We start from the raw sequence: 26,665 nt of genomic DNA on the forward strand, positions 1-26,665 counted from the left end.
TGGGGCCGGGTGCGCCGGAGGGCCAGGGATCGTGAGCGGCTACCAGACCGGGAACAGGCCGGGACCGCCGCCCTTGGCGGAGCGGACCAGCGGGGTGGTGAAGTCCGGCACGTACAGGAAGCAGCGGACCCGCAGGTCGCCTTCCCACACCGAAGGGTTCCCCGTCCGGAACCAGAACGTGGCCACCCGGTAGGGCAGGTCCTCGTCGACCGGCAGGTCCGCGTAGTCGGCGATCATCCGCAGGCAGCGCTCCTGAATCGCCTCGTCCCCGGGCCAGCCGCCGGGCAGGGCGCCGCCGTCGAACGCGCCGACGAACTCGCCGTGGTGCGGCCGGTCGCAGTCGACCGGCTCCAGCTCTTCGAGGTGGTCGTCGCCCCACCGCACGTCGTGGCAGCCCAGCCGCAGCGCGCCACCGTCGGCCAGCGTGCCACGCAGACTTCCGGTCCGGGGCAGCACCTTGCCCCGGAACACACTGCTGATCTCGGTGAGGTCGCAGCGGAACCAGCGGGCCCCGGCGCGCCAGGCCGCCTGCGGCGGCACCAGCACGGTCATGTCGAGCAGGCCGTGCTGCCAGATGTCGCCGAGGAACTCGGCGGCCCGGGCATCGCACTCGACGCGGGCCGTCTCGCGGGCCGGGACATTGCCCACCGGGGCGGTCGTCCGTTGCGCGTCGGCACCGGTGAAGGTGCCGACGTGGGCCGTCTCGACCAGGTGCAACTCGTCGCAGTCGACCGGACGGTAGTGCTTGCCGCTGCCCGAGGCAGCCTCGGCGCGGTGGCAGGTGCCGGCCTGCGGGACGAAGACGGTCGGCTCGTCGAACCCGGCCCAACCGTCGGTGAGGGTGCCGTCGGTCCCCGGCGGCGGTGCCGCACAGCCGGCCGTCACGGCCAGCGACGCGGCGGCCAGCAGCGCGACCATCCTGGCCGGTAAAGGCTGCCAGATCATTGGAATCTGCCGCTTCACCGGTACTGGATGGGCAGGGCGCGCGAGCCGCCGTCGCGCACCGAACCGGTCAACAGCGGGTCGGCCCGCCAGGCGAAGCAGCGGATCGTCCTGTCGCCCTCCGCCCAGTCCAGGACGTCGGAGTAGGTGTAGATGGTGCCCACCCGGTACTGCAGGTCGCCGTTGTTCGGCACCTTCGCGTAGTCGGCCACCACTTTGCGGCACCGGGTGTGAACCCGATCGTCGTTCAACTCCACCTCGTCGTACCCCAGTTTGTCTTCCACGTAGGTGCCGGCGAACTCGGCCTGGTGTGGGGAGTCACAGTCCAGCGGCTCGGTCAGCGGCTCGTCGTCGACACCGACCGCCGCCGAGTCGTAGCAGGTCAGGCGCAGTGGATGACCGGGTACGTCGAGCGCACCCGCGATGGTGCCGTACCAGAGGATGAGCGGTCCGCCGGGACTGTCGACGACGCCGACGTCGCACCCGAACCAGCGGGCCCCGCCGGTCCAGGCGGCGTCGGAGGGCATCACGACCGTCATCCGCAGCCGGGCGGTCTGCCAGGGACCGCCGAGAAACTTGTTCACCCGTCGGTCGCACTCGGCCCTGGCGGCCCGCCGGGCCGGAATCAGACCGTCCGCCGCGCCGTCCTCGTCGAATGGCACCGCCGGCTCGTCGCCGAGCGTTCCGACGTGCACGGTCTCCATCAGATGGACCTGGACGCAGCCGACCGGGCGGTAGCTCTCCCAATCGATGACGCGCCGCTCGCCGTCGTGACAACTGCCGGCCTCGGGTGCGAAGTGGACGGCTTCGTCGAAGGCGGCCCAGCCGTCGACCAGATCCCCGTCCACGCCCGGCGACAGCGGCACACAGCCGGCCGTCGTGGTCAGTGACGCGGCGGTCAGCAGCGCTGCCAGCCCTGCCCGGACACCCCACCGTCGGACCATGATCCCGCTGCCTCCCCGTTGTCCACTCAAGCCGACGAGGGTACGACACCGGGCCGGCCACGGACCGGCCGGGCCCGCGCGTCAGCCGTCCATCAAGGTCTGGAACGACGACGGGCGCCGTTCAGCGGTCCCGATGGGCGGCCAGGTCGGCGAACTGGGCGAGCGCCGTACCCGCGTCGGCTTCGGGCCGGGCCGTCGCCAGCCGGTCGAGCGCCGCCGCCCGGTGCCGGTCCGCCTCCCGCCTCGCCCAGTCCCGGCCGCCGGCCTGCTCGACGAGCAGCGCGGCCCGGGCCACCTGCCCGTCGGTGAGCGCGCCCGGTATCGCGTAGAGCGAGGTCAGCTCGGCACCGGCCGGCGTGCCGCTGCCCATCGCGAACACCACCGGCAGTGACTTCTTGCGCTGCCGCAGGTCGGCGCCGACCGGTTTGCGGGTCACCGCCGGGTCGCCCCAGATGCCGAGCAGATCGTCCACCAGCTGGAACGCCATCCCCAGGTGGTGGCCGTACCCTTTCAGTCCGTCGACCCGGTCCGGGTCGGCGCCGCCGCTGATCGCGCCGACCGCGCAGGCGGCACCGATCAGCGACGCCGTCTTGCCGGCCGCCATCGCCAGGCAGGCGTCCAACCCCACGGCGGTACGCGACTCGAACGCCACGTCGGCGCTCTGCCCGGCCACCAGCTCCAGCAGCACCTGGCACAGCTCGGCGGCGGCTGGGGCGGCCTGCCCGCGTACCGTGTCGAAGGCCAGCGCGAGCAGCGCGTCACCGGCCAGGATGGCCTGCGCGTCGCCGAACGCGGCCCCGGCGGTGGGCCGGCCACGCCGGGTCCGGTCGCCGTCCATCACGTCGTCGTGCAGCAGGGTGAAGTTGTGCACCAGCTCCACCGCGACCGCCGCCGGCACCGCCCGGTCCGCCGGGGCACCGACCGCCTCGGCACCGGCCAGTGCCAGGCCGCCGCGCAGCCCCTTGCCCCAGCCGGCGTCGGCCGGGCTGCCGTCGGCGGCGTACCAGCCGAAGTGGTAGCCGGCGACGGTGTGGATCGGGTCGGCGAGCCGGTCGACGGCGCGGCGCAGCTGCGGCCCGATCAACGTCCGCGCCGCCGCCAGCCGTGCCCAGGCGTCGCGTTGTGCGGTGGTCGCGGCGGTCAACCCTGGCTCCCGAGCAACGTGGCCTCCAGATACTCCGGTGGTGCCGGTTCGGTGGTCGTCTGCGTCGGCTGGTAGCGCTTTGTCCGGCTGGACCAGTCGACGTTGCCGCGCATCCAGCTGCGCATCCCGGCCAGGTACGGCTCCAGCACCGCCGCCCGGCCGGGGTAGGTTCGCCGCAGCTGCGCCTCCGCGGCCAGGTACAGGTCGGTCTCGGCGTCGATCGCCCGGGTCACCCGGTGCACCGCCGCGTCGCGGTCCAGCCCATGGTGGTAGCCGACGATGTACGCCAGGTTGTGCACCTCGCCGAGGGCGCGTTCCTTGTCCAGTGAGTAGATGTCGTTGGTCCAGCAGACCACGTTGCAGGCGGCGTCGAGCGCGGTACGGAACGGCGCGCTGTCGTACACCTCGTCGGGCATGTCGATCCGTTCGACGACGTCGATGAAGTCCATGCAGACGTAGATCGCCCCGGTGTGCCGGCGCTTTTCGATGTAGGTGGCCTCGTCCGGCACGGTGCCGGACAGCCGGTTGCCGGCCTCCCAGGTGGCGGCGGTGGTCAGGCACTGCTCCAGGTGCCGCACGAACAGTCGCCGCCAGCGCGCGGTGGCGTCCGGCGCGGTACGCCGCCACAGGTCGGCCAGCGACGACACCGCCCGGGGCAGGTCCCGGCGTGCCGTGTCGGCGGCGCCGAAGTCGTCGGCGGACAGCACCCGCCGCATCGCGGCCATCACCTCGGCGAGGTGCTGCGGGCTGCGTCCGTCGGCGCCGTCGTCCAACTGGTCGTCGACCAGGAACAGCCAGGCGAACCAGTCGGCCATCAGCTCGGCGTGCGCCGGGTCGGCGGTCGGGTAGACCATCGACGCGAACCAGCCGAAGTCGGCGTGGTCGAATCGGGCGCGGGCCTGCTCACGCAGCACGAGTCCGGTGTCGCGTACCCAGCCGGTCAGGTGCGCGCGGGCCCGTTCGACGTGCGGGTTGAGCTGGTAGGGGAAGCGGTCGAGGGTCCGCTGGACCGGGTCGAGGGTCAGGTGGCTGGCCGTGTCGTCCGTGAAGGTCACCGGTACTCCAGGTTGAGGTGGACCCCGCCCTTGGGGTGCAGGGTGATCAGCGCCTCCGGCCGCACCTCGGGTGCGGCCGGAGGCAGTACGAGCCGGTGCCGGCGGGCCACCGTGGCCAGCACCAGGACCAGCTCGGACAGCGCGAAGTGTTTGCCGATGCAGACCCGGTGGCCGCTGCCGAACGGCACGTAGACGTGCTTCGGGCGGCGCGCCACCTGCTCCGGGGTGAACCGCTCCGGGTCGAAGCGTTCCGGGTCGTCCCAGAAGTCGGGGTGCCGGTGCAGCAGGTAGCTGTTGATCAGCATGTTGGTACCGGCTGGCACCCGGTAGCCGTCGATCACGTCGGCTGAGCTGGCCCGGCGCATGAACTGGTACGCCGGCGAGTAGATGCGCAGCGTCTCGTCGGCGACCATCCGGGTGTACGGCAGCCGGGGCAGGTCCTCGAAGGTCGGCGTCCGCCCGGCGAGCACCGAGTCGACCTCGGCGTGCAGCTTCGCCTCCACCTCGGGGTGCCGGGCGAGCAGGTAGAACGCCCAGGACAGGGTGTTGGTGGTGGTCTCGTAGGCGCCGATGCAGATGTTGAGCACCTCGTGGTGCAGCTGCTCCAGGTCCATCCGCTGGCCGTCGGTCTCGTCGACGGTGTGCAGCAGCAGGGTGAGCAGGTCGGTCTCTTCGCCGGTGGGCACCTCCTCGTGCAGCCGGCGGTTGATGAAGGTCGACACGAAGGTGTCCATGTCGGCGATCGCGGCCCGCAGCCGGCGGTGCCGGGGGGTCGGCACGCTCAGCGGCGGGAACGGGAACCGGAAGAACGCGCCGAGGATCGCGTTGGCCTCGCCGAATGCCCGTTCGAAGGCCTGCGCGATGTCGCCGACCTGCGCGCTGAACAGCGACCGGTTGACGATTCGCAGGGCGAGCTGGCCGATCTCGTCGGTGACGTCCAGGGTGCCGCCCCGGCCGTAATTCCGTTCCCACCGGACGAGCATTTGTTCGGCCTCGTCGGTCATGTTTCGGGTGAAAGAGCTGACCGTACGGGGTGTGAAGTGCGGCGCCATCATCCGCCGTTGCCGTCGCCACAGATCCATGTCCGGGTTGGCGATGAGACCTTTGCGTAGCACCGGCCGGACGACCTTGAACAGGACGGCGTTCTTGTCGTACTTCTCGCCCTCGTCGACCAGCACGTGACGGATGTAGTCGGGATGGTTGACCAGCACCATCGGGATGCCCAGCGGACGGAACCGGAAAATGTCGCCGTAGCGATCGACGCCCCGGCTGAGGAAGGCGAGCTGGTCGCGTTTGAAGGCCAGGGTGCCGCCGACGCCGCTGCCCGGCGTGACGGTGGGAATCTCCCGGGTGCCGCCCGGGGCGCGGCTGCGTACCTGCGGGGACATGCTCTTCTCACTTTCCACGAATCGACGCGACGGACAGGTCAGCGGCGGTGCCGGGCGGGGGCGGCGGTGGTGCAGGTCATCGGCGGTGCAGTCGGAGCCGCATGCCGCCGGCGGGGTGCAGCGTGACCAGCGGTGCGAAGCCGACCGGCGGCGCGTCCTCGGGCAGGCTGACGGCGAACGTCTGGGCGAGCATCACCGTGATCAGGTGCAGTTCCGTACGGGCGAAGTGCTTGCCGATGCAGTGCCGCGGGCCGCTGCCGAACGGCTGGTAGGCGTGCCGGGGCCGGGCGGCGACCGCCGCCGGGGTGAACCGGTCGGGGTCGAAGCGGTCCGGGTCGGGCCAGAAGTCCGGGTGCCGGTGCAGCAGGAACAGGTTCATCAGCACCTCGGTGCCCTGCGGGATGTGGTAGCCGCCGATCACGTCGTCGGTGACCGCCCGCCGCATCGTCTGCCAGGCGGGGGTGAACAGCCGCAGCGTCTCGTCGATGACCATCCGGGTGTACGCCAGCCGGGGCAGGTCGTCGAAGGTCGGCACCCGTCCGTCGAGGACGGTGTCCACCTCGTCGTGCACCCGTTGCTGCACCTGCGGGTGGCGGGCCAACTGGTAGTACACCCAGGAGATCGAGTTGCTGGTGGTCTCGTACCCGGCGATGATCATCGCCAGGATCTCGTTGGAGAGCTGCTGCGGGGTGAGCCCGGAGCCGGTGACCGGGTCGACCGCGTGTCGCAGCAGGCTGAACAGGTCCCGGTGGTCGCCGTCGGGCTCGTGCTGGCGGGTTTCGATCAGGTAGCGGACGAAGCCGTCCAGATCCCGGGTCAGTGCCCGGATCCGGTTGCGGGACGGGGTTCGCCAGCTCAGCGGCGGGAAGGGGAACCGGAGGAAGTCGCCGAGCCGGCGGTTGACCTCCAGGAAGTCGCGTTCGAACTGGTGGCTGCGCTCGTCGGGCTCGACGCCGAACAGCGACCGCAGGACGATCTTCAGAGCCAGGTCGGTGAGTGGTCCGACGACGTCGACCGGCGCACCGGAGGCGGCCTCCGGGGCCCATCGGTGGATCATGTCCGCGGTCAGGCCGGTCATGTTCGGGGCGAACCTGGCCACGCTGGCGTTGTTGAACGTCGGCTGCATCAGCCGGCGGTTGCGCTGCCAGGTCTCGTCGCCCCGGTTGCCGATCAGCCCTTCCCGCAGGACCGCCCGGACCGTACGCCAGAGGAAGTTTTCCTTGTCGTAGTTGGCGTGCTTGTCGACCAGGACATGGTGGATGTGCTCCGGGTTGGTGATAACTACCATCGGCATACCACCGAGACGTATCCTGAAGATGTCGCCGTGGTTACGGACCGCCTCCTGTAGAAATGCGAGCTGATCCCGGCGCATTGCCTGCATCCCGACGAGATTTTCCCGGAGGCCGAGCCGTGGAACTGGCCTCGAACTGCTGCGGGCAGCCGGATCTGCGTCGACGCGACGCGGGTCGGTCATGGCGGCCACCTTACCGAAGGTGCTGGCGTAGCTACAATCGGAAATTTTGCATTGCCGGGGGTGGATCTTGGAGCTATTCGGGCCGCCACCGGCCCCGTTGTGTGATGTCGGCAAAAGACAGTCAATAACGCATTCGTGCGGATTGTTGGGCCGGCGTACCCGTCTGCGTCGCCAGGTTGCCGACCCGGTGCCGACCGCCCGGCCGGCCGTCCGTCAGCAGGTCCGTCGGCGGATCCGGCCGTCGGGCCACCCTTCGGGCGGGCGATCGTCGTGGCGGGTGTGGAACGCTTGCTCACGTTCGTAGACTGGCGCGGTGACCGCACCAGCGCCGCTCATCGCGCCCAGCATCCTGGCCGCCGACTTCTCCCGCCTGGCCGACGAGGCCCGCGCGGTCGAGGGGGCGGCGGACTGGCTGCACGTCGACGTGATGGACAACCACTTCGTGCCGAACCTGACTATCGGGTTGCCGGTGGTGCAGAGCCTGCTGCCGGCCACCTCACTGCCGTTCGACGTGCACCTGATGATCACCGACCCGCGCCGCTGGGCACCGGGCTACGCCGACGCTGGCGCGTACAACGTCACCTTCCATGCCGAGGCCTGCGACGACCCGGTGGCGCTGGCCAAGGAGCTGCGGTCGGCCGGGGCGAAGGCCGGCCTGGCGGTCGACCGGGACACCCCGGTGGAGGACTACCTGGAGCTGCTGCCCAGCTTCGACACGCTGCTGATCATGACGATCAAGGCCGGGTTCGGCGGCCAGCGGTTCATCCCCGAGATGCTGAACAAGGTCCGCGCGGCCCGCCGGCACGCCGCCAGCGGCCACCTGGAGCTGCGGATCGAGGTCGACGGCGGGATCGCCGCGGACACCATCGAGCAGGCCGCCGCCGCCGGCGCGGACGCGTTCGTCGCCGGCACCGCCGTGTACGGCGCCGAGGACCCCGCCGAGGCGGTCCGCAGACTGCGGCAGATCGCCGAGCGGACCGCGCCACGGTGGTGAGCCCGGAAGGGGCCGAGTCCCGGCCGGACCTGATCCTGGTCGTCGACGACGACGTCGACATCGCCCGGTTCGTCGAGGTCAACCTGCGGTTGCACGGCTTCGACGTGATGCTCGCCCACGACGGCCAGGAAGCACTGGAGATCATCGAACAGCACCGCCCCGACCTGGCCGTGGTCGACCTGATGATGCCCCGCATCGGCGGGCTGGACCTGACCCGGCGGCTGCGGGCCGACCCGATGACCGCGGCGCTGCCGATCATCATGCTGACCGCCAAGGGGATGACCGTCGACAAGGTCGTCGGGCTGACCGCCGGCGCCGACGACTACCTGGTCAAGCCCTTCGACACCTCGGAGCTGATCGCCCGGGTCAGCTCCACCCTGCGGCGCAACCGCGAGTACCGCGAGGTGTCCCCGTTGACCGGGCTGCCGGGCAACACCCGGGTCAGCCGGGAGATCACCGACCGGGTCCGCAGCGGTGCCGACTACGCCGTCGGCTACGTCGACATCGACCGGTTCAAGAGCGTCAACGACGTGTACGGCTTCGCCCGGGGCGACGAGTTCATTTCCGCGCTGGCCCGGTGCATGCACCGGGCGGTGGTGTCGATCGGGCTGCCGCCGGCGTTCCTCGGCCACATCGGCGGCGACGACTTCGTGGTGGTGTGCGCGCCCGAACAGGTACGGCCGATCATCGAGCAGGCGATCCTCGACTTCGAGAAGGCCGCCGACGAGCTGTACGACCCGTCCGACGCGCGGCGCGGTTACGTGGAGGTCAAGGACCGGCGCGGCAACCTGCAGAAGGCGGCCCTGGTCACTCTCTCGGTCGGGGTGGCGGTGTCGGCGGGCAGCCGCCGGTTCAGCGACCCCCGCGAGATCATCACGGTGGCCAACGAGATGAAGTCGGTCGCCAAGAGCCAACCCGGCTCGTACATCGCGGTCGACCGTCGGCTGTCCACCAACTGACCTGCCCGAACGGGCCGACGACCGATCTTCTGTCGGGTATCCGACAGTTGTGAGGTCGGTCGCGTCCCTGGCGATGATCCCCGTGTGCCGTGTAACACTCGGAGAAGCACCCACCACGCGCTGGCGGGACTCGGTGAAATTCCGAACCGGCGGTGATCCACGGCGCAAGCCGTGGCCAGCCCGCGACCCGGTCGTCGGAGACGACGCCCGGTGGATCCGGTGAGACTCCGGAGCCGACGGTTGGGCCAGACCGTGCCGACCTGGCACGGACCGGCCCAGACAGTCCGGATGGGAGACAGCGCGCGGAACGGACGCTCAGGTGTGGCGTGCCGACCGGCACCGCCGTACCCGTGCAGCGCCCCGGGGCCGGTCCGTCGTGGCCGCGCGTCGAGGCGTTCCGCCGCCGCCATGCTGTCGCCGGCCGCCCCCACCGGGCCCGGCACCTCCCGCCCGCCGCGCACCCCGGCAGGCGAGGAGAAGAGAAACGGCCATGGCGATCCTCTCCGAAGACGAGGCGATGCGACGCGCCATCGACCTCGCGGTCCGTGGCCTCGGCTCGGTCAGCCCCAACCCCATCGTCGGCTGCGTCCTGCTCGACCCCGCCGGTCACGTCGTCGGCGAAGGCTTCCACGCCTACGCCGGCGGACCGCACGCCGAGATCGCCGCGCTCGCCCAGGCCGGCGACCGGGCCCGCGGCGGCACCGCCGTCGTCACCCTCGAACCGTGCAACCACGTCGGGCGCACCGGACCATGCTCCACCGCCCTGGTCGACGCCGGCCTCGCCCGCGTCGTGCTGGCCGTGCCCGACCCCAACCCGATCGCCGCCGGTGGCACCGAGACGCTGCGCGCCGCCGGCATCGACGTCGAGGTCGGGCTGCGCGCCGAGGAGGCCGAGAACGCCAACATCGCCTGGCTGACCGCCGTCCGCCGGCGTCGCCCCTACATCATCTGGAAGTACGCCGCCACCCTCGACGGGCGCTCCGCCGCCGCCGACGGCACCAGCATGTGGATTACCTCGGAGGAGGCCCGCGCCGACGTCCACACGCTGCGCGGCACCGCCGACGCGATCATCGCCGGCGTCGGCACCGTACTCGCCGACGACCCCCGGCTCACCGTCCGGACCCCGAGCGCCGGCGGACCCGCCGTCCGGCAGCCGCTACGGGTGATCGTGGACAGCTCCGGGCGTACCCCGGCCGATGCCCGGGTCCGCGACGCCGCCGCCGGCACCTGGATCGCCACCACCGCGGACGTCGGCGCCGACCACCGTGGCCGGGTCGACCTCACCGCCCTGCTGACCGCCCTCTACGACCGGGGCATCCGCTCCGCGCTGCTCGAAGGCGGCCCGGTGCTCGCCGGGGCGTTCCTGCGGGCCGGCCTGGTCGACCGGGTGGTCGGCTACCTCGCCCCGAGGCTGCTCGGCGCCGGCCCCGCCGCGCTCGGCGCCGCCGGAGTGCACACCATCGCGGACGCCATCGACCTGACCATCGTCGACGTCACCCAGGTCGGCCCCGACCTGCGGATCACCGCCGTACCCCGGCAGAAAGAGGGCTGAGTCGATGTTCACCGGCATCATCGAGGAGCTGGGCGAGGCCGGCCCGCTCGACTGGCACGGCGACAGCGGCGTGCTCACCGTCCACGGCCCACTGGTCGCCGCCGACGCCCGGCACGGCGACTCGATCGCGGTCAACGGCGTCTGCCTCACCGTCGTCTCCGTCGACGGGCAGCGGTTCGCCGTCGACGTCATGAAGGAGACCTTCGACCGCAGCTCACTGGGGACGCTGCGGCCCGGCGACCCGGTCAACCTGGAACGCGCCGCCACCCTCGCCACCCGCCTCGGCGGGCATCTGGTGCAGGGCCACGTCGACGGGGTCGCCACCGTCGTCGGACGCACCCCCGGTGACCGCTGGGAGCAGGTCCGGTTCAGCCTGCCCGCCGGCCTGCACCGGTACGTCGTGGAGAAAGGTTCGATCGCGGTCGACGGCGTCTCGTTGACCGTCATGGAGGTGTCCGACGGCGACGCCGCGACCACGGCCGCGACCGGCGGGTCGGGCGAACCCGGCGTGGCCGGCTGGTTCGGCGTCGGGCTGATCCCCACCACACTGCAACTCACCACCCTCGGCCGGAAGCCGGTCGGGGCCCTGGTCAACCTGGAGGTCGACGTGATCGCGAAGTACGTGGCGAAGCAACTGGACGGGGCACGGTCCGTCGGCGGGGTCCGCCCGTGACCGCCGCCGGGTTCGGCACCGTCGAACAGGCCCTCGACGACCTGGCCGCCGGCCGGGCCGTGGTGGTCGTCGACGACGCCGACCGGGAAAACGAAGGCGACCTGATCTTCGCCGCCGAACACGCCACCGCCGAACTCGTCGCCTTCATGGTGCGGTACACCTCCGGCTACATCTGCGCGCCGCTGCCCGAAGCCGAGTGCGACCGGCTCGACCTGCCACCGATGTACCACACCAACCAGGACCGGCGGGGCACCGCGTACACCGTCACCGTCGACGCCCGGGAAGGCGTCAGCACCGGCATCTCCGCCGCCGACCGGGCACACACCCTGCGGCTGCTCGCCGACCCCGACGCCGGTCCGGCCGACCTGTCCCGGCCCGGCCACATCGTGCCGCTGCGCGCCCGCGCCGGCGGCGTCCTGCACCGGCCCGGACACACCGAGGCCGCCGTCGACCTGGCCCGCCTCGCCGGGCTGCACCCCGCCGGGGTCCTCTGCGAACTGGTCAACGACGACGGCACCATGATGCGCCTGCCCGACCTGGAGAAGTTCTCCGCCGACCACGGGCTCACCCTGATCACCATCGCCGACCTGATCGCCCACCGGCGGCGGACCGAGACCCACGTCGAGCGGGTCGCGCAGGCCCGGCTGCCGATGCCGTACGGGGTGTTCCGCGCCGTCGGCTACCGGGTCGCCCACGACCCGGCAGAACACATCGCCCTGGTCCACGGTGACCTCGACGACGGTCGTGACGTGCTGGTCCGGGTGCACTCCGAGTGCCTCACCGGGGACGTGTTCGGCGCGCTGCGCTGCGACTGCGGCCCGCAGCTGGACGCCGCCCTGGCCCGGGTCGCCGCAGAGGGCCGCGGCGTGGTGCTCTACCTGCGCGGCCACGAGGGCCGCGGCATCGGCCTGGCCCACAAGCTGCGCGCTTACCAGCTGCAGGACCAGGGACGGGACACCGTCGACGCCAACCTGGAGCTCGGCCTGCCCGCCGACGCCCGCGACTACGGCACCGGCGCGCAGATCCTGCACGACCTCGGGGTCCGGTCGATCCGGCTGCTCACCAACAACCCGGACAAGGTGTCCGGGCTGACCGGCTACGGCCTGAACGTCGTCGGTCGGGAACCGTTGACCGTCCACCCGCATCCGGAGAACGTGCGCTACCTGCGTACCAAACGGGACCGGATGGGCCACCTGCTCGACGGCCTCGACCAGCCGGCCGGCGCGGCACCGGCCGACCTCGACGGCGCGACCGACCTCGACCCGGTCGGCGAACTGTCCGGAGGGCGGGCCTGATGGCCGGATTCGGCGAACCCGGAGTCTCCAGCGTCGACGCCGCCGGGCTCACCGTCGGCGTCGTCGCCGCCCGTTGGCACACCGACCTGGTCGACGCGATGCTCACCCGGGCGCTCGCCGCCGCCGACGCCTGCGGCGTCGCCGACGTGCAGGTGGTCAGGGTCGCCGGCTCCGTCGAACTGCCCGTCGTCGCCCAGGCCCTGGCCCGGCGCTGTGACGCGGTGGTCGCCCTCGGCGTGGTGGTACGCGGCGCCACCGCCCACTTCGACTACGTGTGTCGGTCGGTCACCGACGGCCTGACCCGGGTGTCACTCGACGAGTCCACCCCGGTCGGGCACGGCGTGCTCACCGTCGAGACCATCGACCAGGCCCGCGACCGGGCCGGGCTGCCCGGCTCGGCCGAGGACAAGGGCTGGTCGTCGATGGTCGCCGTACTCGACGCCGCCCTGGCCCTGCGGGCGGTGCACGCCGTACCGGTGGGCTGAACCTGACCTCTCGAACCGCGGTACCCCGACCCGTCACGTTCCCGCCGCTCGCGCGGTAAACCAGATGCGCTGGTGACACGTCGTAGTGGCGTGACACCCGAACTGGTCACCGACCTGGGCTCGGGGAGGACGATGCCACGACAGCGGGCACAGACATCGACGTGGGTGGCGGACGAGGCGGTCACCCGCCTGTTCGCCGCGCACTACCGCCCGCTGGTGCGCCTCGCCACCCTGCTGCTGCGGGAACCGGGCATGGCCGAAGAGATCGTGCAGGACGCCTACGTGGCCCTGCACAGCCGCTGGTGGCGGCTCCGCGACGCGGACAAGGCACTCGGCTACCTGCGGGTCACGGTGGTCAACCGGTGCCGGTCGGCGATCCGGCACCGACGGGTCGTGCAGGCCCACCTGGCCGCCGCCCGGCCCGACCCCGACGCACCCAGCGCCGAAGCCGGCGCCCTCGACCAGCTCCGCCACGCCGACGTGATCACCGCGCTGCGCGCCCTACCGCCCCGCCAGCGGGAGGCGATCGTGCTGCGCTACTATGCCGACCTGTCCGAGGCGCAGATCGCCGACGCGATGGGGGTCAGCCGGGGCGCGGTGAAGAGCCACACCGCACGCGGCATCGCCGCGCTGCGTACCAGCCTGGACGGCCTGTGATGGACACCGACCACGACAACCAGCCCGGCGACGCCCGCACCGCTGACCTGCTGCGTCGGGCGCTGCACACCGAAGCCGACCGGACCGACGTACGGCCCGACGGGCTGACCTCGATCCGCGGGAAGATCGACGCCCGTCGGCGGCGCCGGGTGCCGGCGGTGCTGCTGGGTGCCGCCGCCGCGACCGTCGCCGCCAGCCTGGTCGGCGTGGTCGGCTGCCTGCCGCCGGCCCCGCAGCCCGGCCCGCCGTCCGGGGCGGCCTCCGCCGGCCCGGCTCCGCCCGGCGGGGCACCGACCAGCCGGCCGACGGACCGGCCGACCGACCGCGACGGCCCGGTCGCTGGCCCGGCGACCGGTGGTCCGCCGACCGCCGGCGCCGCCGGACAGCAGGCCGGTACCCCGGTGGCGACCCTGCCGGTCTACTACGTCGACGCGGCCGACGGCGGCGGGTTGCGGCTCTACCGCGAGTTCCACCGTTTTCAGCTGACCGACACCGGCGTCGTCGCCGAACTGCGGGCCGCGCTCGGCGAGATGCTCACTGCGGCCCGGCTCGCCGACCCCGACTACCGCACCCTGTGGCCGGCCGGGGCCACCGTGGCCACCGTGTGGACCCAGTACGACATCGTCGGGGTCAACATCACCGGAGCCGGGGTCGCCAACCTCGACGCCGCCGGGGCCGCCGCCGCGGTGCAGCAGCTCGCCTGGACCGTCGCCGGCGTCACCGGCGGCGACCCGAGGATCCGGCTGCTGCTCGACGGCGAGCCGGTGGACCGGCTGTGGGGTCACATCGACACCGGCGACGAGATCACCAAGGGGGCCGCGCTGGACACCCTGGCCATGCTCTGGCTGATCGACCCGCAGCACGGCGACACCGTCGGGTCGACCTTCACGGTGCACCTCGCCGGCAGCGTCCACGAGGCCACCGCCCAGCTGCGGATCCGCCAGGGCGGACGGGTCGTGCACCGGCAGTACGTCACGCTCGATGCGGGCGCACCCGGCCGGGGTGAGGCGTTCGTCGAGCTGAGCCTGCCGCCCGGTGACTACATCATCGAGGCGTACGAGGAGTCGATGGTCGCCGACGAAGCCCCCCGGCACCTCGTCGACGCCGCGATCACCGTACGGTGACCCGCGCCCCGACCAACAGGTGGCCAGCACCGACCGCCGTACGGTGATCAGCAGGTGGACCGGTGCGGACCCGGTGCCGACCCGCCCGGTGCCGGGCTGCCACAATCGGGCACCGTGAAGACGTTCGAGGAGCTGTTCGCCGAGCTGCAGGCCAAGGCGGCGGCCGGGACCCCGGGCTCGTCGACGGTGGCCGCGCTGGAGCGCGGCGTGCACGCCATCGGCAAGAAGGTCGTCGAGGAGGCGGCCGAGGCGTGGATGGCCGCCGAGCACGAGACCCCCGACCGGGCCGCCGAGGAGATCTCCCAGCTGCTCTACCAGGCGCAGGTGCTGATGCTGGCCACCGGACTGGAGCTCAAGGACGTCTACCGACATCTCTGACCCGCCCTTGCGACCGTGACCCTCACCATCGTGTGACCCTCACACCCTCGACAGGAGCGAGACCGAGATGCTGCGCATCGCCGTACCGAACAAAGGCACCCTCTCCGGACCGGCCGCCGACATGCTGCGCGAGGCCGGCTACCGCCAGCGCACCGACCCCAAGGACCTGGTCTGCCGCGACGAGGCCAACGACGTCGAGTTCTTCTACCTGCGGCCCCGCGACATCGCCACCTATGTCGGCAGCGGTGAGCTGGAGCTCGGCATCACCGGCCGGGACCTGCTGATCGACTCCGGCAGCCCGGCCGAGGAGCTGCTCGACCTCGACTTCGCCGGGGCGACGTTCCGGTTCGCCGCCCGCCCGGAGACCCTGACCCGGGTGCCGGAGCAGATCGCCGGGCGACGCATCGCCACCGCGTACCCCGGGGTGGTCGAGAGCTACCTCGGCGAACACGGGCTGAAGGCCGAGGTGGTCCGGCTCGACGGCGCGGTCGAGAACGCCATCCGGCTCGGCGTCGCCGACGTCATCGCCGACGTGGTGGAGACCGGCGCCACGCTGCGCCAGGCCGGTCTGGTCACCGTCGGCGAGCCGATCCTGCGCTCCTCGGCGGTGCTGGTGCACCCGGCCGGTACCGCCACCACCGGCCAGGCCGACCAGCTGATCCGTCGGCTGCAGGGGGTCCTGGTCGCCCACCGGTACGTGATGCTCGCCTACGACGTGCGCGCCGACCTGCTGGAGCAGGCGACCGCGCTGACCCCGGGCATCGAGTCGCCGACCATCTCGCCGTTGCACCGAGAAGGCTGGGTGGCGGTGCAGGCCATGGTCCGCCGCGCCGAGGTGCACCGGATCATGGACGAGCTGTACGACCTGGGTGCCCGCGCCATCCTGGTCACCGACATCCACGCCTGCCGCCTCTGACCGCGACCACGCGGCGGGTCCTGCCGCCCTGGCTGGCGCTGACCGTCACCGGGCTCGGCGGGGTCGCGTCCGCGTCGCAGAGCGCGGTCAACGCCGAACTCGGCGCCCGGATGGGCAGCGCACCGGTCGGCGCGATCGTCAATAACATCGTCGGCTCGTCGCTGATCGCCCTCGGGCTGCTGCTCTTCCCGACGATGCGGGCCGGGCTGCGGACCCTGCGGGCCGCCCGGCTGCCCTGGTGGGGCTATCTCGGTGGGATCGGCGGCGGGTTCTTCGTGGTCGCCGCCACCTACGCGGTGCCGGTGCTCGGCGTGGCGGTGTTCACCATCGCCCAGGTCGCCGGTAACAGTCTCGGCGGGCTGACCGTGGACCGGGTCGGGCTGGCCCCGGCCGGCCGGCTCGCCGTCACCGGCCCCCGGGTCGCCGGTGCGGTGCTCGGCGTCGTGGCGGTCGCCGTCGCCCAGGTCGGCCGCCCGGTCGGACAACTGGCGGTCGGGCTGGTCGCCGTCGCCGTCGTCGCCGGGCTCGCGGTCGCGGTGCAGTCGGCGCTCAACGGGCGGGTCGCCGCGGCCAGCAGCACCGCCGCCGGCATGGTGGTCAACTTCGCCGTGGCCACCCCGTTCGTGCTTGGCACGGCGGCGCTGCTCGGCGCGTTCGGGGCCGCGACGCGCGGCGGCTGGCCGGGGGACTGGTTCCTCTACCTGGGTGGCCTGTTCGGGGTCATGGTGATGATCGGCCTGCTGGTCGGGGTCCGATCGGTGGGCGTGCTGCGGACCGGACTGGCCGTACTCGGTGGGCAGCTCGTCGGTGCGCTGCTGATCGACGTGCTCGTCCCGGGCGGGCCCTCGACGGGTGCCGGCATGCTGGTCGGCGCGGTACTGATCCTGCTCGCCGTCGTCGTGTCCGGTCGCGGCTCAACTCCTCGTACGGGTGACACCGGTTCCTGAGGTGGATCCGGTGCTGGTGCGGGAAGGTAGGGAGGATTCGGATTCCCGACCGGCCGGAGGTTCCTCATGGCACTACTCGACACGACGACGTGGCACGGCATGATCTTCAGCGACGGCTGGACCGAGGCGGCGGGTGGCACCATGGCCGTCATGTCGCCGGCCACCCGGCAGGAGATCGGTCGGGTCGGTGTCGGCAACGCCGACGACGTGACGCGGGCCTGCGTCCGGGCCGCGCAGGCGCAGCGCGACTGGGCCGCCACCAGCTACCTGGAGCGGGCCGCCGTGCTGCGCCGGGCCGGTCAGCTGTTCGAGCAGTACGCCGACGACATCGGCGGTTGGCTGATCCGCGAGGCTGGATCGGTGCCGCCAAAGGCCGAGGTGGAGACCACCACCGCCGCCCAGGAGTGCTACGAGGCGGCCACCCTGCCGTCGCATCCGACCGGCGAGATCCTGGCCAGCGGCCAGCCCCGGCTGAGTTTGGCGCGTCGGCTGCCGGTCGGGGTGGTCGGCGTCATCGCACCGTTCAACTTCCCGCTGATCCTGTCCATCCGGTCCATCGCACCGGCCCTGGCGCTGGGCAACGCGGTGGTCTACAAACCCGATCCGCGTACGGCGGTCTGTGGCGGGGTGTCGATCGCCCGGGTCTTCCAGGAGGCGGGTCTGCCGGACGGGCTGTTGCACGTGCTGCCCGGTGGTGCGGACATCGGCCAGGCGCTGATCGCCGACCCCCGGGTCCGGGTGGTCAGCTTCACCGGTTCCACCGCCGCCGGGCGCAAGGTGGGTGAGGCCGCCGCCCGCCACCTCAAGCGGGCCCAACTGGAGCTGGGTGGCAACTCGGCGTTGATCGTTCTGGACGACGCCGACCTGGACCTCGCGGTCTCGGCCGGTGCCTGGGGGTCGTTCCTGCACCAGGGGCAGATCTGCATGGCCACCGGTCGGCACCTGGTGCACGAGCGGATCGCCGACCAGTACGTCGAGCAGTTGGCGGCCAAGGCCGACCACCTGCCGGTCGGGGATCCGGCGGCCGGGCAGGTGGCGCTCGGCCCGATCATCGACGAACACCAGCGGGACAAGATTCATTCGTTGGTCACGGCCAGCGTCGACGCCGGGGCCCGGTTGGCGGCCGGCGGCACCTACGAGGAGCTGTTCTACCGGCCGACGGTGCTGGCCGGCGCCACCCCGACCACCCCGGCGTTCGCCCAGGAGGTGTTCGGCCCGGTCGCGCCGGTCGCCACCTTCGCCGACCTGGACCAGGCGGTCGCGTTGGCCAACGACACCGAGTACGGCCTGTCGCTCGGCATTCTGAGCCGGGACGTGATGAAGGCGATGGCGCTCGCCGACCGGATCCCCAGCGGCATCGTGCACATCAACGACCAGACCGTCGACGACGAGGCGGTGGCACCGTTCGGCGGGGTGGGGGCCTCCGGCACCGGTGGCCGCTTCGGTGGGCCGGCCGCCAACATCGAGGCGTTCACCGAGACCCAGTGGCTCACCATGCAGGGCGACATCAGCCGGTTCCCGTTCTGATCTGGCGGACCGGCAACTGCTGCACGGACGTCGATCCGTTGACGGTACGCGATGTCTGTCACAGACATCGTCGTGGCCGGCTGTGACAGTGACCGGGTGACACCACCGGACCCTACGCCGGCCACCGCGCCGCCCCAGCCAGCGCGGCGGAGGCCGGCCCAGCGCCGTCTCGCCGGGGTGCTGCCACCCTGGCTGGCGCTCGCCGTCGCCGGGCTCGGCGGGGTGGCGTCCGCGTCGCAGAGCGCGGTCAACGCCGAACTCGGTGCCCGGATGGGCAGCGCCGCCATCGGGGCGGTGGTCAACAACATCGGCGGATCGCTGCTGGTCGCCCTCGGGCTGCTGCTCCTGCCGTCGATGCGCGCCGGGCTGCGTACCCTGCGGGCCGCCCGGCTGCCCTGGTGGACCTACCTCGGCGGAGTCGGCGGGGCGTTCTTCGTCACCGCCGCCACCTACGCCGTCCCGGTGCTCGGGGTGGCGGTGCTGACCATCGCCCAGGTCGCCGGCAACAGCCTCGGCGGCCTGGTGGTGGACCGGGTCGGGCTGGCCCCGGCCGGCCGGCTCGCCGTCACCATGCCCCGGCTGGTCGGGGCGCTGCTCGGCATCGGCGCGGTGGTGGTGGCCCAGGTCGGCCGGCCGGTCGGGCAGCTCGCGGTCGGGGTGATCGCGCTGGCCGTGGCCGGCGGGCTGGCGGTGTCGGTGCAGTCGGCGCTCAACGGGCGGGTCTCGGCGGCCAGCACCACCGCGATGGGCACGGTGGCTAACTTCGTGGTCAGTACGCCGTTGGTGCTGATCGCGGCCGGTCTGCTCGGCGGCTACCGGGCGGCGGCCGGCCGGGCATGGCCGGGCGAGTGGTACCTCTACCTCGGCGGGCTGTTCGGCGTCTGCATCGTGGTGGCGCTGCTGGTCGGGGTCCGGTCGGTCGGGGTGCTGCGGACCGGGCTCGGGGTGGTCGCCGGTCAGCTCGTCGGGGCGCTGCTGATCGACGTCCTGGTCCCCGGCGGTCCCGGCGTCAGCGCGGGTCTGGTCGCCGGCGCCGCGCTGATCATCGTCGCGGTGCTGGTGTCCGGCCGGGGCACCCGCCGGTCCCGGCCGGTCGGCCGGGACGGTGCGGTGGCAGACTTGACCGGGTGGCAGACGAGCCGACCTATCCGACCACCGAGCTGACCGGCACGCTGGTGGTGCGTGCCCGCCGGCTGCGGGTGATGTGCTGGTCGCTGGCCGCCGCGCTGCTGCTGGTCTTCACCGCGGTGAGTTTCGGCCTGCGCGGGTCCACCGGCGCGAATCTGGGCAGCTTCCAGCGTGGTGACCAGGCCGCCATGGTCGGCCTCGGCCTGGTGGGGGCCGCCGTGATCCTGCTGTTCACCCGGCCCCGGGTCGACGCCGACGCCGACGGGGTACGGGTGCGCAACGTGCTGCGCACCTACCAACTGCCGTGGTCGCTGGTCACGGCGGTCCGCTTCGATCGGGACGCCGCCTGGGCCAGCCTGGAGCTGGCCGACGACGAGCTGGTGCCGATGCTCGCCCTGCAGTCCGTCGACCGGGAACACGCCGTCGAGGCGGTCCGGGCGTTGCGCCGGCTGCACGCGGCGGGCCGCGCGGCGACCGCGGCCGGCTGATCGTGACCGCCGTCGGCGGACGCGCCGAGATGGTGCCGGGGTGACACCCCGGCGCGGACACCGTGGGTTGACACCCGGCCGGGCGTACGGCTATGGCCGGAGCCTGGTAGGCTTGTCGCGTCGACCACGCTGCCCTCGACCGGCGGCGCCGGCGCGAGCCGGCAGCCGGGCGGAGGCAGTCGCGAAAGCGGAGCGCCTGCTCCCACCCGTACCGCGGACCACCATCCAGCGGGCGGGTCCGGTCTCCCGACGGCGGTCCGTCCGCCACCGGGCCGACGCCGTCGACGGCGTCACCGACCGGTCGAGCAGGCCCTGGCATGTGCCAGGGCCTTCTGCTTTCCCGGGGCGTCCCCAACCGGGGGCCGGCCCGGGGTGCGACGGCACCACGGAGATTACCGACTCGAGGAGGCCCCATCAGCGTCGAACCACGCGTGAACGAGCAGATCCGGGCACGTGAGGTCCGACTGGTCGGCCCTGAGGGTGAGCAGGTGGGCATCGTCCCGCTGGAGCGCGCCCTGCAGCTGGCCGCGGACGTCGACCTGGACCTGGTTGAGGTTGCGCCGATGGCGCGTCCGCCGGTGTGCAAGCTCATGGACTTCGGCAAGTTCAAGTACGAGAGCGCACTCAAGGCGCGCGAAGCGCGGCGTAACCAGCAGCAGACCGTCATCAAGGAAATGAAGCTCCGACCCAAGATCGACCCGCACGACTACGAGACCAAGAAGGGTCACGTGGTGCGGTTCCTCAAGGCCGGAGACAAGGTCAAGGTCACGATCATGTTCCGGGGCCGGGAACAGAGCCGGCCGGAGCTGGGCTACCGGCTGCTGCGCCGGCTCGAATCGGAGATCTCCGACCTGGGGTACGTCGAGGCCGCACCGAAGCAGGACGGCCGGAACATGATCATGGTGTTGGCCCCGCACCGGGCCACCAAGGCCGCTGCGGCCGCCGCGACGGCGGCTCGGGGCGGCGGAGCCTCCCGGGACCGGGAATCCGGCGCCGTCGAGGCACCACCACCGGCCGCCACGGCCGGACCCGCCGGGAACACCGGCGAGTGACAGGGGAGAGACGCGACACATGCCAAAGATGAAGAGCCACACCGGTATGGGCAAGCGGGTCAAGGTGACCGGCCGTGGCAAGATCCTGGCCGAGCAGGCGGGTAAGCGCCACCTGCTGGAGGGCAAGCCCTCCACCCGGACCCGCCGGCTCACCGGCACCGTCGAGGTGTCCCCGGCCGACGTCAAGCGCATCAAGAAGCTGCTCGGCCGCTGACGCGCGCCACTGACCCGAAGGAGTAGGTGAAATGGCACGCGTCAAGCGGTCCGTCAACGCCCAGAAGAAGCGCCGTACCCTGCTGGAGGACGCCAGCGGCTACCGGGGCCAGCGGTCCCGGCTGTACCGCAAGGCCAAGGAGCAGGTGCTGCACTCGATGCAGTACGCCTACCGGGACCGTCGCGACCGCAAGGGCGACTTCCGGCAGCTGTGGATCACCCGGATCAACGCGGCGGCCCGCGCCAACGGGATGACCTACAACCGCCTCATCCAGGGCCTCAAGCTGGCCGGCGTCGAGGTCGACCGCAAGGTCCTCGCGGACCTGGCGGTCAACGACGCCACCGCGTTCGCCGCCCTGGTGGAGGTGGCCCGCACGGCGGTCGCCGCCGAAGGCACCGGCGGCGCGGCGGCCCAGGCCGCCTGAACCGGCGCGACCCTGACCCGCACGTGGCACGAATCGAGGCGTCCGGCATGACCGCACCACGGCCAGCCGGGCGCCTCGACCGTGTCCCGGCCACCACCATCACCGGCGGCGGGGCCGACGACCGGCAGCCGACGTTCACCACCCGTACCCCCCGGATCGTCGCCGCCCGGCGGCTGCACCGGCGCCGCGACCGCGACGCGACGCGGCGCTTCCTCGCCGAAGGCCCGCAGGCCGTCCGGGAGGCACTCGCCGTGCCCGGCCTGGTCCGGGAGCTGTTCACCACCGCCGCCGGGCGCACCCGGCACACCGACCTGACCGTCGCGGCGGCCAGCGCCGGTATCGACGTCTCCACCGTCGACGACGCCGCGCTCACCGCGCTGGCCGAGACCGTCAACCCGCAGGGCGTCGTCGCCGTCTGCGACCACCTCGACGTCACCCTCGACAGCGCGCTGCGCCGCCGGCCCGCGCTGGCCGCCGTGCTGGTCGAGATCCGCGACCCGGGCAACGCCGGCACCGTGCTGCGCACCGCCGACGCCGCCGGAGCCGGTGCCGTGGTCTTCGCCGGCGCCGCCGTCGACCCGTACAACGGCAAGTGCGTCCGGGCCAGCGCCGGCAGCCTGTTCCACGTCGACGTGGTCCGCCACGACGACCCGGCACACGTCGTCGACGAACTGCGCGCCGCCGGCCTACGGGTGCTCGCCACCACCGGCCACGGCGACACGGATCTCGACGACCTCGCCGACTCGGGCGCGCTGGCCGCGCCGACCGCCTGGCTGTTCGGCACCGAGGCGCACGGCCTGCCGGCCGAGCTGGCCAACCGGGCCGACGCCCGGGTCCGGGTGCCGCTGCACGGCCGCGCCGAGAGCCTGAACCTGGCTGCCGCCGCGGCGGTCTGCCTGTACACTTCGGCCAGAGCACAGCGCCCAGGAAGGCCCACGCGATGAGCGTCCGCAGCTACCCGGCGCGCGTCGACGACCAGCCGACGCGCCGCGACCGGCGGCCCGGCTGCGGTGTGCCACCTCGTCGGCTGTTTACCCGGCCCGCCGGTTCCGGCGGGCGGCAGGGCTGACCGACCCCTCCTGCCTGCGCACCCCACCGGCGGGCTGCGGCAGCGCCGCGCGTCCGTAGACTCTTGCCGGTCATCGGCCCCGGTGACCGCACGCCGCGAGGGAGTGCCCGCAAGTCATGACCTACCGCAACGACCCATACGATCCGAAGCAGGTCGCGCTGCTCGACCCGGCCGCGCTCACCGGCGCGGTCGCTGACGCAGAGAAGGCGTTCGCCGCCGCCGCCGACCTGGACGCGTTGACCGCGCTGCGCCCCCAGCACCTCGGCGACCGCGCCCCGATCTCGCTGGCCCGCCGGGAAATCGGCGCGCTGCCGCCGGCCGCCAAGGCCGACGCCGGCAAGCGGGTCAACGAGGCGCGTACCGCCGTGCAGACCGCGTACGACGCCCGGCGCGGCGAACTCGAAGCCGAACGGGCTCGGCGGGTGCTCGCCGAGGAACGCGTCGACGTCACCCTGCCGTACGACCGCCGCCCGCGCGGCGCCCGGCACCCGCTGACCACCCTGATGGAACGCATCGGTGACCTGTTCGTCGGGATGGGCTACGAGATCGCCGAAGGCCCCGAGGCCGAGCTGGAGTGGACCAACTTCGACGCCCTCAACATCAGCCCCGACCACCCGGCACGCGGGCTGATGGACACCTTCCACCTTGACCTGCCCGGCCTGGTGCTGCGTACCCACACCTCACCGGTGCAGGCCCGGACCATGCTGACCCGCACCCCGCCGATCTACGTGGTCTGCCCGGGGCGGGTCTACCGCACCGACGAACTCGACGCCACCCACACCCCGGTGTTCCACCAGGTCGAAGGGCTCGTCGTCGACCGGGGTATCACCATGGCGCACCTCAAGGGCACCCTGGACCACTTCGCCCGGGCGATGTTCGGCGCCGACGCCCGGACCCGCTGGCGGCCGCACTACTTCCCGTTCACCGAGCCGTCCGCCGAGTTCGACGTCTGGTTCCCGCAGCACCGCGACGGGCCACGGTGGGTCGAATGGGGCGGCTGCGGCATGGTCAACCCCCGGGTGCTGCGCGCCTGCGGCATCGACCCGGAGGTCTACTCCGGATTCGCGTTCGGGATGGGCATCGAACGCACCCTGATGTTCCGGCACGGCATCAGCGACATGCGCGACATGGTGGAAGGCGACGTGCGGTTCACCCGCGCGTTCGGGATGGAGGTCTGAGACATGCGGATCGCACTTTCCTGGCTGCGCGAACACGTCGACCTGCCGGCCGACCTGACACCGCAGCAGCTCGAAGACGCCCTGGTCGGGCTCGGCCTGGAGGTCGAGTCCATCGTCGACCTGGCCGGCACGGTCACCGGCTCCCTCGTCGTCGGCGAGGTCCGTGAGATCGAGGAACTCACCGGCTTCAAGAAGCCGATCCGGTTCTGCCGGGTCGACGTCGGCACCGCCAACGGCACCGGTGAGCCGCAGGAGATTGTCTGCGGCGCCACCAACTTCGCCCCCGGCGACAAGGTCGTCGTCATCCTGCCCGGCGGGGTGCTGCCCGGCGGGTTCGCCATCGGTGCCCGCAAAACCTACGGGCGCAACTCCAACGGCATGATCTGCTCCGCCCGGGAGCTGGGCGTCAGCGACGACCACGCCGGCATCATCGTGCTGCCGCCGGACGTCACCGCCGCGCCGGGCGACGACGCCCGGCCCGTCGTCGGCCTCGACGACGTCGTGGTCGACGTCGAGATCACCCCCGACCGGGGGTACGCCATGTCGGTACGCGGGATCGCCCGGGAACTCGCCCAGGCGCTCGGCGTACCGTGGCGGGACCCGGCGGCGATCGACGCACCCGGCGCCACCGACACCCCGGCCTACCCGGTCGAGGTCCGCGACACCGTCGGCTGCGACCGGTTCGCCGCCCGGATGGTCCGCGGCATCGACCCGACCGCGCCGACGCCGGCCTGGATGGCCCGCCGGCTGACCACCGCCGGGGTCCGCAGCATCAGCCTCGCCGTCGACATCACCAACTACCTGATGCTCGAACTCGGCCAGCCGATGCATGCCTTCGACGCCGACCGGCTCGCCGGGCCGCTGGTGGTCCGTCGCGCCGTCGCCGGGGAGAAGCTGACCACCCTGGACGGGGTGGCCCGGGTTCTCGACGCCGAGGACATGGTGATCTGCGACGACACCGGACCGATCTCGCTCGCCGCGGTGATGGGCGGCGAGACCAGCGAGGTGGTGCCCGGCACCCGCAACGTGCTGTTCGAGGCCGCGCACTGGGATCCGGTGATGGTCGGGCGTACCGCCCGGCGGCACAAGCTGTTCAGCGAGGCCGCCAAACGGTGGGAACGCGGCGTCGACCCGGCGCTGCCGCTGGTCGCCATCGACCGCGCCGTCGCACTGCTCACCGAACACGCCGGCGGCTCCGCCGGCGCGGAGATCCTGGACATCGACCACGTCGCCCCGCCGGCCCCGATCGTCCTCGACGCCGGGCTGCCCGGCCGCCGGGTCGGGGTGGCGTACCCGCCGCAGCGGGTCGTCGACCTGCTGGAGGCGGTCGGCTGCACCGTCGCCACCGGGTTGACCGCCGGGGTGGCCAGCGCCAGCGCCAGCGCCGTCGCCACCGGCGTGGCCACCGCCACCTCGGCGGCGTCGGCAGCCGACGACGGTACGGCGCCGCTGGTCGTCGGCCCGCCGAGCTGGCGGCCCGACCTGACCGACCCGGCCGACCTGGTCGAGGAGGTGGTCCGGCTGGACGGCTACGACAACGTGCCCAGCGCCCTGCCGCCCGCCCCGGCCGGCCGAGGGCTCACCGCCGACCAACGCCGCCGCCGGTCGGTGGCGCGGGCGCTGGCCGAGACCGGTCACGTCGAGGTGCTCTGCTACCCGTTCGTCTCCCCGCAGGTCGCCGACGACCTGGGGCTGCCCGCCGACGACCCGCGCCGCGAAGCGGTCCGGCTGGCCAACCCGCTGGCCGACACCGACCCGCTGCTGCGGACCAGCCTGCTGCCGCCGCTGCTGGCGACGCTTCGGCGCAACATCGGCCGGGGGCAGCGCGACGTCGCCCTCTACGAGATCGGCGTGGTGTTCCAACCCCGGCCGGGTGCCGCCGCACCGCCGCCGATGGGGGTCGACGACCGGCCCGACGACGAGACGTTCGCGGCCGCCGACGCCGCCGTACCGCACCAGCCGTGGCACGTCGCGGTGGTGCTGGCCGGTGAGCTTGAGCCCGGTGGCTGGTGGGGCGCCGGACGGCCGGCCAGCTGGGCCGACGCCGTCGAGGCCGGTCGGACCGTGCTCGACGCCGCCGGCGTCCCGGCTGATCGGGTCGAGGTCCGCGCCGGCGAGTACGCGCCCTGGCATCCCGGCCGCTGCGCCGAACTGCTCGTCGACGGGGTGGTGGTCGGCCACGCCGGGGAGCTGCATCCGGCGGCGGTCGCCGCGCTGGAACTGCCCCGGCGTACCTGTGCCATGGAGCTGGACCTGGACGCGGTGCCGGCGGCCCCGGTGGTGCCGGCACCGGACTTCGCCAGCTTCCCGCCAGCGTTGATCGACGTGGCGCTGGTCGTTGACGAGGCCACCCCGGCGGCGCAGGTTCGCGCCGCGCTGGTGGCCGGCGCCGGCGAGCTGCTCGAATCGGTCCGGCTCTTCGACGTGTACGCCGGCGAGCAGCTCGGCGCCGGGTGCAAGTCGTTGGCGTACAAGCTGGTGTTCCGGGCCCCGGACCGCACCCTGACCGTCGAGGAGGCGGTGGCGGCCCGCGACGGCGCGGTCGCCGAGGCCGCCTCGCGGCTCGGGGCCACGCTGCGCGGCGCCTGACCGCCATCGCCTGAGTCCCGCCCCGGTCCGCCCGTCGTCGGGGCGGACCGGGCAGGCCACGCTGGTGAC

Annotated in this window: 26 protein-coding genes; 20 read left to right on the plus strand and 6 right to left on the minus strand. The window is 72.8% G+C overall.

What is annotated here, in order from left to right; genetic code table 11:
• Positions 1 to 39 precede the first annotated feature (39 nt).
• The 6 genes from O7629_RS09640 to O7629_RS09665 form a co-directional block, all read right to left on the minus strand.
• On the minus strand, positions 40 to 918 hold the full coding sequence (locus O7629_RS09640; RefSeq protein WP_278168755.1) for a septum formation family protein: 879 nt from the start codon (positions 916 to 918) through the stop codon (positions 40 to 42).
• A gap of 41 nt (positions 919 to 959) precedes the next feature.
• Complete coding sequence (locus O7629_RS09645; protein ID WP_278168756.1) at positions 960 to 1,916, minus strand: septum formation family protein; 957 nt, start codon at positions 1,914 to 1,916, stop codon at positions 960 to 962.
• 91 nt (positions 1,917 to 2,007) lie between these two features.
• Positions 2,008 to 3,030, minus strand: a complete 1,023-nt coding sequence (locus O7629_RS09650) for a polyprenyl synthetase family protein (protein ID WP_278168757.1) — start codon at positions 3,028 to 3,030, stop codon at positions 2,008 to 2,010.
• Complete coding sequence (locus O7629_RS09655) at positions 3,027 to 4,085, minus strand: hypothetical protein (RefSeq protein ID WP_278168758.1); 1,059 nt, start codon at positions 4,083 to 4,085, stop codon at positions 3,027 to 3,029. Before O7629_RS09655 ends, O7629_RS09650 begins: the two co-directional genes overlap by 4 nt.
• Positions 4,082 to 5,491, minus strand: a complete 1,410-nt coding sequence (locus O7629_RS09660) for a cytochrome P450 (protein WP_278168759.1) — start codon at positions 5,489 to 5,491, stop codon at positions 4,082 to 4,084. Before O7629_RS09660 ends, O7629_RS09655 begins: the two co-directional genes overlap by 4 nt.
• A gap of 58 nt (positions 5,492 to 5,549) precedes the next feature.
• On the minus strand, positions 5,550 to 6,947 hold the full coding sequence (locus O7629_RS09665) for a cytochrome P450 (protein ID WP_347403662.1): 1,398 nt from the start codon (positions 6,945 to 6,947) through the stop codon (positions 5,550 to 5,552).
• Between the two features lie 313 nt (positions 6,948 to 7,260).
• Here O7629_RS09665 and rpe point away from each other — a divergent pair, with 313 nt between their 5' ends.
• The 20 genes from rpe (at position 7,261) to O7629_RS09765 (ending at position 26,596) form a co-directional block, all read left to right on the plus strand.
• Positions 7,261 to 7,941: a ribulose-phosphate 3-epimerase gene (gene rpe / locus O7629_RS09670; protein WP_278168761.1), complete on the plus strand. Its 681-nt coding sequence runs from the start codon at positions 7,261 to 7,263 to the stop codon at positions 7,939 to 7,941.
• Positions 7,935 to 8,900, plus strand: coding sequence for a response regulator (locus tag O7629_RS09675; protein WP_278168762.1), 966 nt, complete (start codon positions 7,935 to 7,937; stop codon positions 8,898 to 8,900). Before rpe ends, O7629_RS09675 begins: the two co-directional genes overlap by 7 nt.
• 490 nt (positions 8,901 to 9,390) lie before the next feature.
• Entirely contained in the window at positions 9,391 to 10,452 is a 1,062-nt protein-coding gene (gene ribD / locus O7629_RS09680) for a bifunctional diaminohydroxyphosphoribosylaminopyrimidine deaminase/5-amino-6-(5-phosphoribosylamino)uracil reductase RibD (RefSeq protein ID WP_278168763.1), read from the plus strand.
• 4 nt (positions 10,453 to 10,456) lie between these two features.
• Complete coding sequence (locus O7629_RS09685; RefSeq protein ID WP_278168764.1) at positions 10,457 to 11,125, plus strand: riboflavin synthase; 669 nt, start codon at positions 10,457 to 10,459, stop codon at positions 11,123 to 11,125.
• Entirely contained in the window at positions 11,122 to 12,420 is a 1,299-nt protein-coding gene (locus O7629_RS09690; RefSeq protein ID WP_278168765.1) for a bifunctional 3,4-dihydroxy-2-butanone-4-phosphate synthase/GTP cyclohydrolase II, read from the plus strand. Before O7629_RS09685 ends, O7629_RS09690 begins: the two co-directional genes overlap by 4 nt.
• The gene (ribH, locus tag O7629_RS09695) at positions 12,420 to 12,905 is read left to right on the plus strand and encodes a 6,7-dimethyl-8-ribityllumazine synthase (RefSeq protein ID WP_278168766.1); all 486 of its coding nucleotides are present in this window, start codon (positions 12,420 to 12,422) and stop codon (positions 12,903 to 12,905) included. Before O7629_RS09690 ends, ribH begins: the two co-directional genes overlap by 1 nt.
• A gap of 90 nt (positions 12,906 to 12,995) precedes the next feature.
• Positions 12,996 to 13,562, plus strand: coding sequence for a SigE family RNA polymerase sigma factor (locus tag O7629_RS09700; RefSeq protein ID WP_278168767.1), 567 nt, complete (start codon positions 12,996 to 12,998; stop codon positions 13,560 to 13,562).
• Positions 13,562 to 14,686, plus strand: a complete 1,125-nt coding sequence (locus O7629_RS09705; RefSeq protein WP_278168768.1) for a Gmad2 immunoglobulin-like domain-containing protein — start codon at positions 13,562 to 13,564, stop codon at positions 14,684 to 14,686. The genes O7629_RS09700 and O7629_RS09705 overlap by 1 nt, the downstream gene beginning before the upstream one ends.
• Positions 14,687 to 14,782: 96 nt before the next feature.
• Complete coding sequence (locus O7629_RS09710) at positions 14,783 to 15,064, plus strand: phosphoribosyl-ATP diphosphatase (RefSeq protein ID WP_233606353.1); 282 nt, start codon at positions 14,783 to 14,785, stop codon at positions 15,062 to 15,064.
• Positions 15,065 to 15,131: 67 nt separating this feature from the next.
• Positions 15,132 to 15,980, plus strand: coding sequence for an ATP phosphoribosyltransferase (gene hisG / locus O7629_RS09715; RefSeq protein ID WP_278168769.1), 849 nt, complete (start codon positions 15,132 to 15,134; stop codon positions 15,978 to 15,980).
• Positions 15,981 to 16,018: 38 nt separating this feature from the next.
• Positions 16,019 to 16,927, plus strand: a complete 909-nt coding sequence (locus O7629_RS09720) for a DMT family transporter (protein ID WP_278174473.1) — start codon at positions 16,019 to 16,021, stop codon at positions 16,925 to 16,927.
• A 66-nt stretch (positions 16,928 to 16,993) separates the two neighbouring features.
• On the plus strand, positions 16,994 to 18,454 hold the full coding sequence (locus O7629_RS09725; protein ID WP_278168770.1) for a benzaldehyde dehydrogenase: 1,461 nt from the start codon (positions 16,994 to 16,996) through the stop codon (positions 18,452 to 18,454).
• Positions 18,455 to 18,550: 96 nt separating this feature from the next.
• On the plus strand, positions 18,551 to 19,618 hold the full coding sequence (locus O7629_RS09730; protein ID WP_278168771.1) for a DMT family transporter: 1,068 nt from the start codon (positions 18,551 to 18,553) through the stop codon (positions 19,616 to 19,618).
• A 38-nt stretch (positions 19,619 to 19,656) separates the two neighbouring features.
• On the plus strand, positions 19,657 to 20,070 hold the full coding sequence (locus tag O7629_RS09735) for a PH domain-containing protein (protein ID WP_278174474.1): 414 nt from the start codon (positions 19,657 to 19,659) through the stop codon (positions 20,068 to 20,070).
• A gap of 431 nt (positions 20,071 to 20,501) precedes the next feature.
• Entirely contained in the window at positions 20,502 to 21,122 is a 621-nt protein-coding gene (infC, locus tag O7629_RS09740) for a translation initiation factor IF-3 (protein ID WP_123601270.1), read from the plus strand.
• Between the two features lie 19 nt (positions 21,123 to 21,141).
• Positions 21,142 to 21,336, plus strand: coding sequence for a 50S ribosomal protein L35 (gene rpmI / locus O7629_RS09745; RefSeq protein WP_123601271.1), 195 nt, complete (start codon positions 21,142 to 21,144; stop codon positions 21,334 to 21,336).
• 31 nt (positions 21,337 to 21,367) lie between these two features.
• Positions 21,368 to 21,760 carry a 50S ribosomal protein L20 gene (rplT, locus tag O7629_RS09750; RefSeq protein ID WP_123601272.1) on the plus strand — a complete coding sequence of 131 codons (393 nt, stop codon included), beginning with the start codon at positions 21,368 to 21,370 and terminating at the stop codon, positions 21,758 to 21,760.
• Positions 21,761 to 21,807: 47 nt separating this feature from the next.
• The gene (locus O7629_RS09755) at positions 21,808 to 22,704 is read left to right on the plus strand and encodes an RNA methyltransferase (RefSeq protein WP_278168772.1); all 897 of its coding nucleotides are present in this window, start codon (positions 21,808 to 21,810) and stop codon (positions 22,702 to 22,704) included.
• Positions 22,705 to 22,945: 241 nt separating this feature from the next.
• Positions 22,946 to 24,007 carry a phenylalanine--tRNA ligase subunit alpha gene (locus O7629_RS09760; RefSeq protein ID WP_278168773.1) on the plus strand — a complete coding sequence of 354 codons (1,062 nt, stop codon included), beginning with the start codon at positions 22,946 to 22,948 and terminating at the stop codon, positions 24,005 to 24,007.
• A gap of 3 nt (positions 24,008 to 24,010) precedes the next feature.
• Complete coding sequence (locus O7629_RS09765) at positions 24,011 to 26,596, plus strand: phenylalanine--tRNA ligase subunit beta (RefSeq protein WP_278168774.1); 2,586 nt, start codon at positions 24,011 to 24,013, stop codon at positions 26,594 to 26,596.
• Positions 26,597 to 26,665 lie beyond the last annotated feature (69 nt).

The organism is Solwaraspora sp. WMMD792 (assembly GCF_029626105.1).
Taxonomy (GTDB): Bacteria; Actinomycetota; Actinomycetes; order Mycobacteriales; family Micromonosporaceae; genus Micromonospora_E.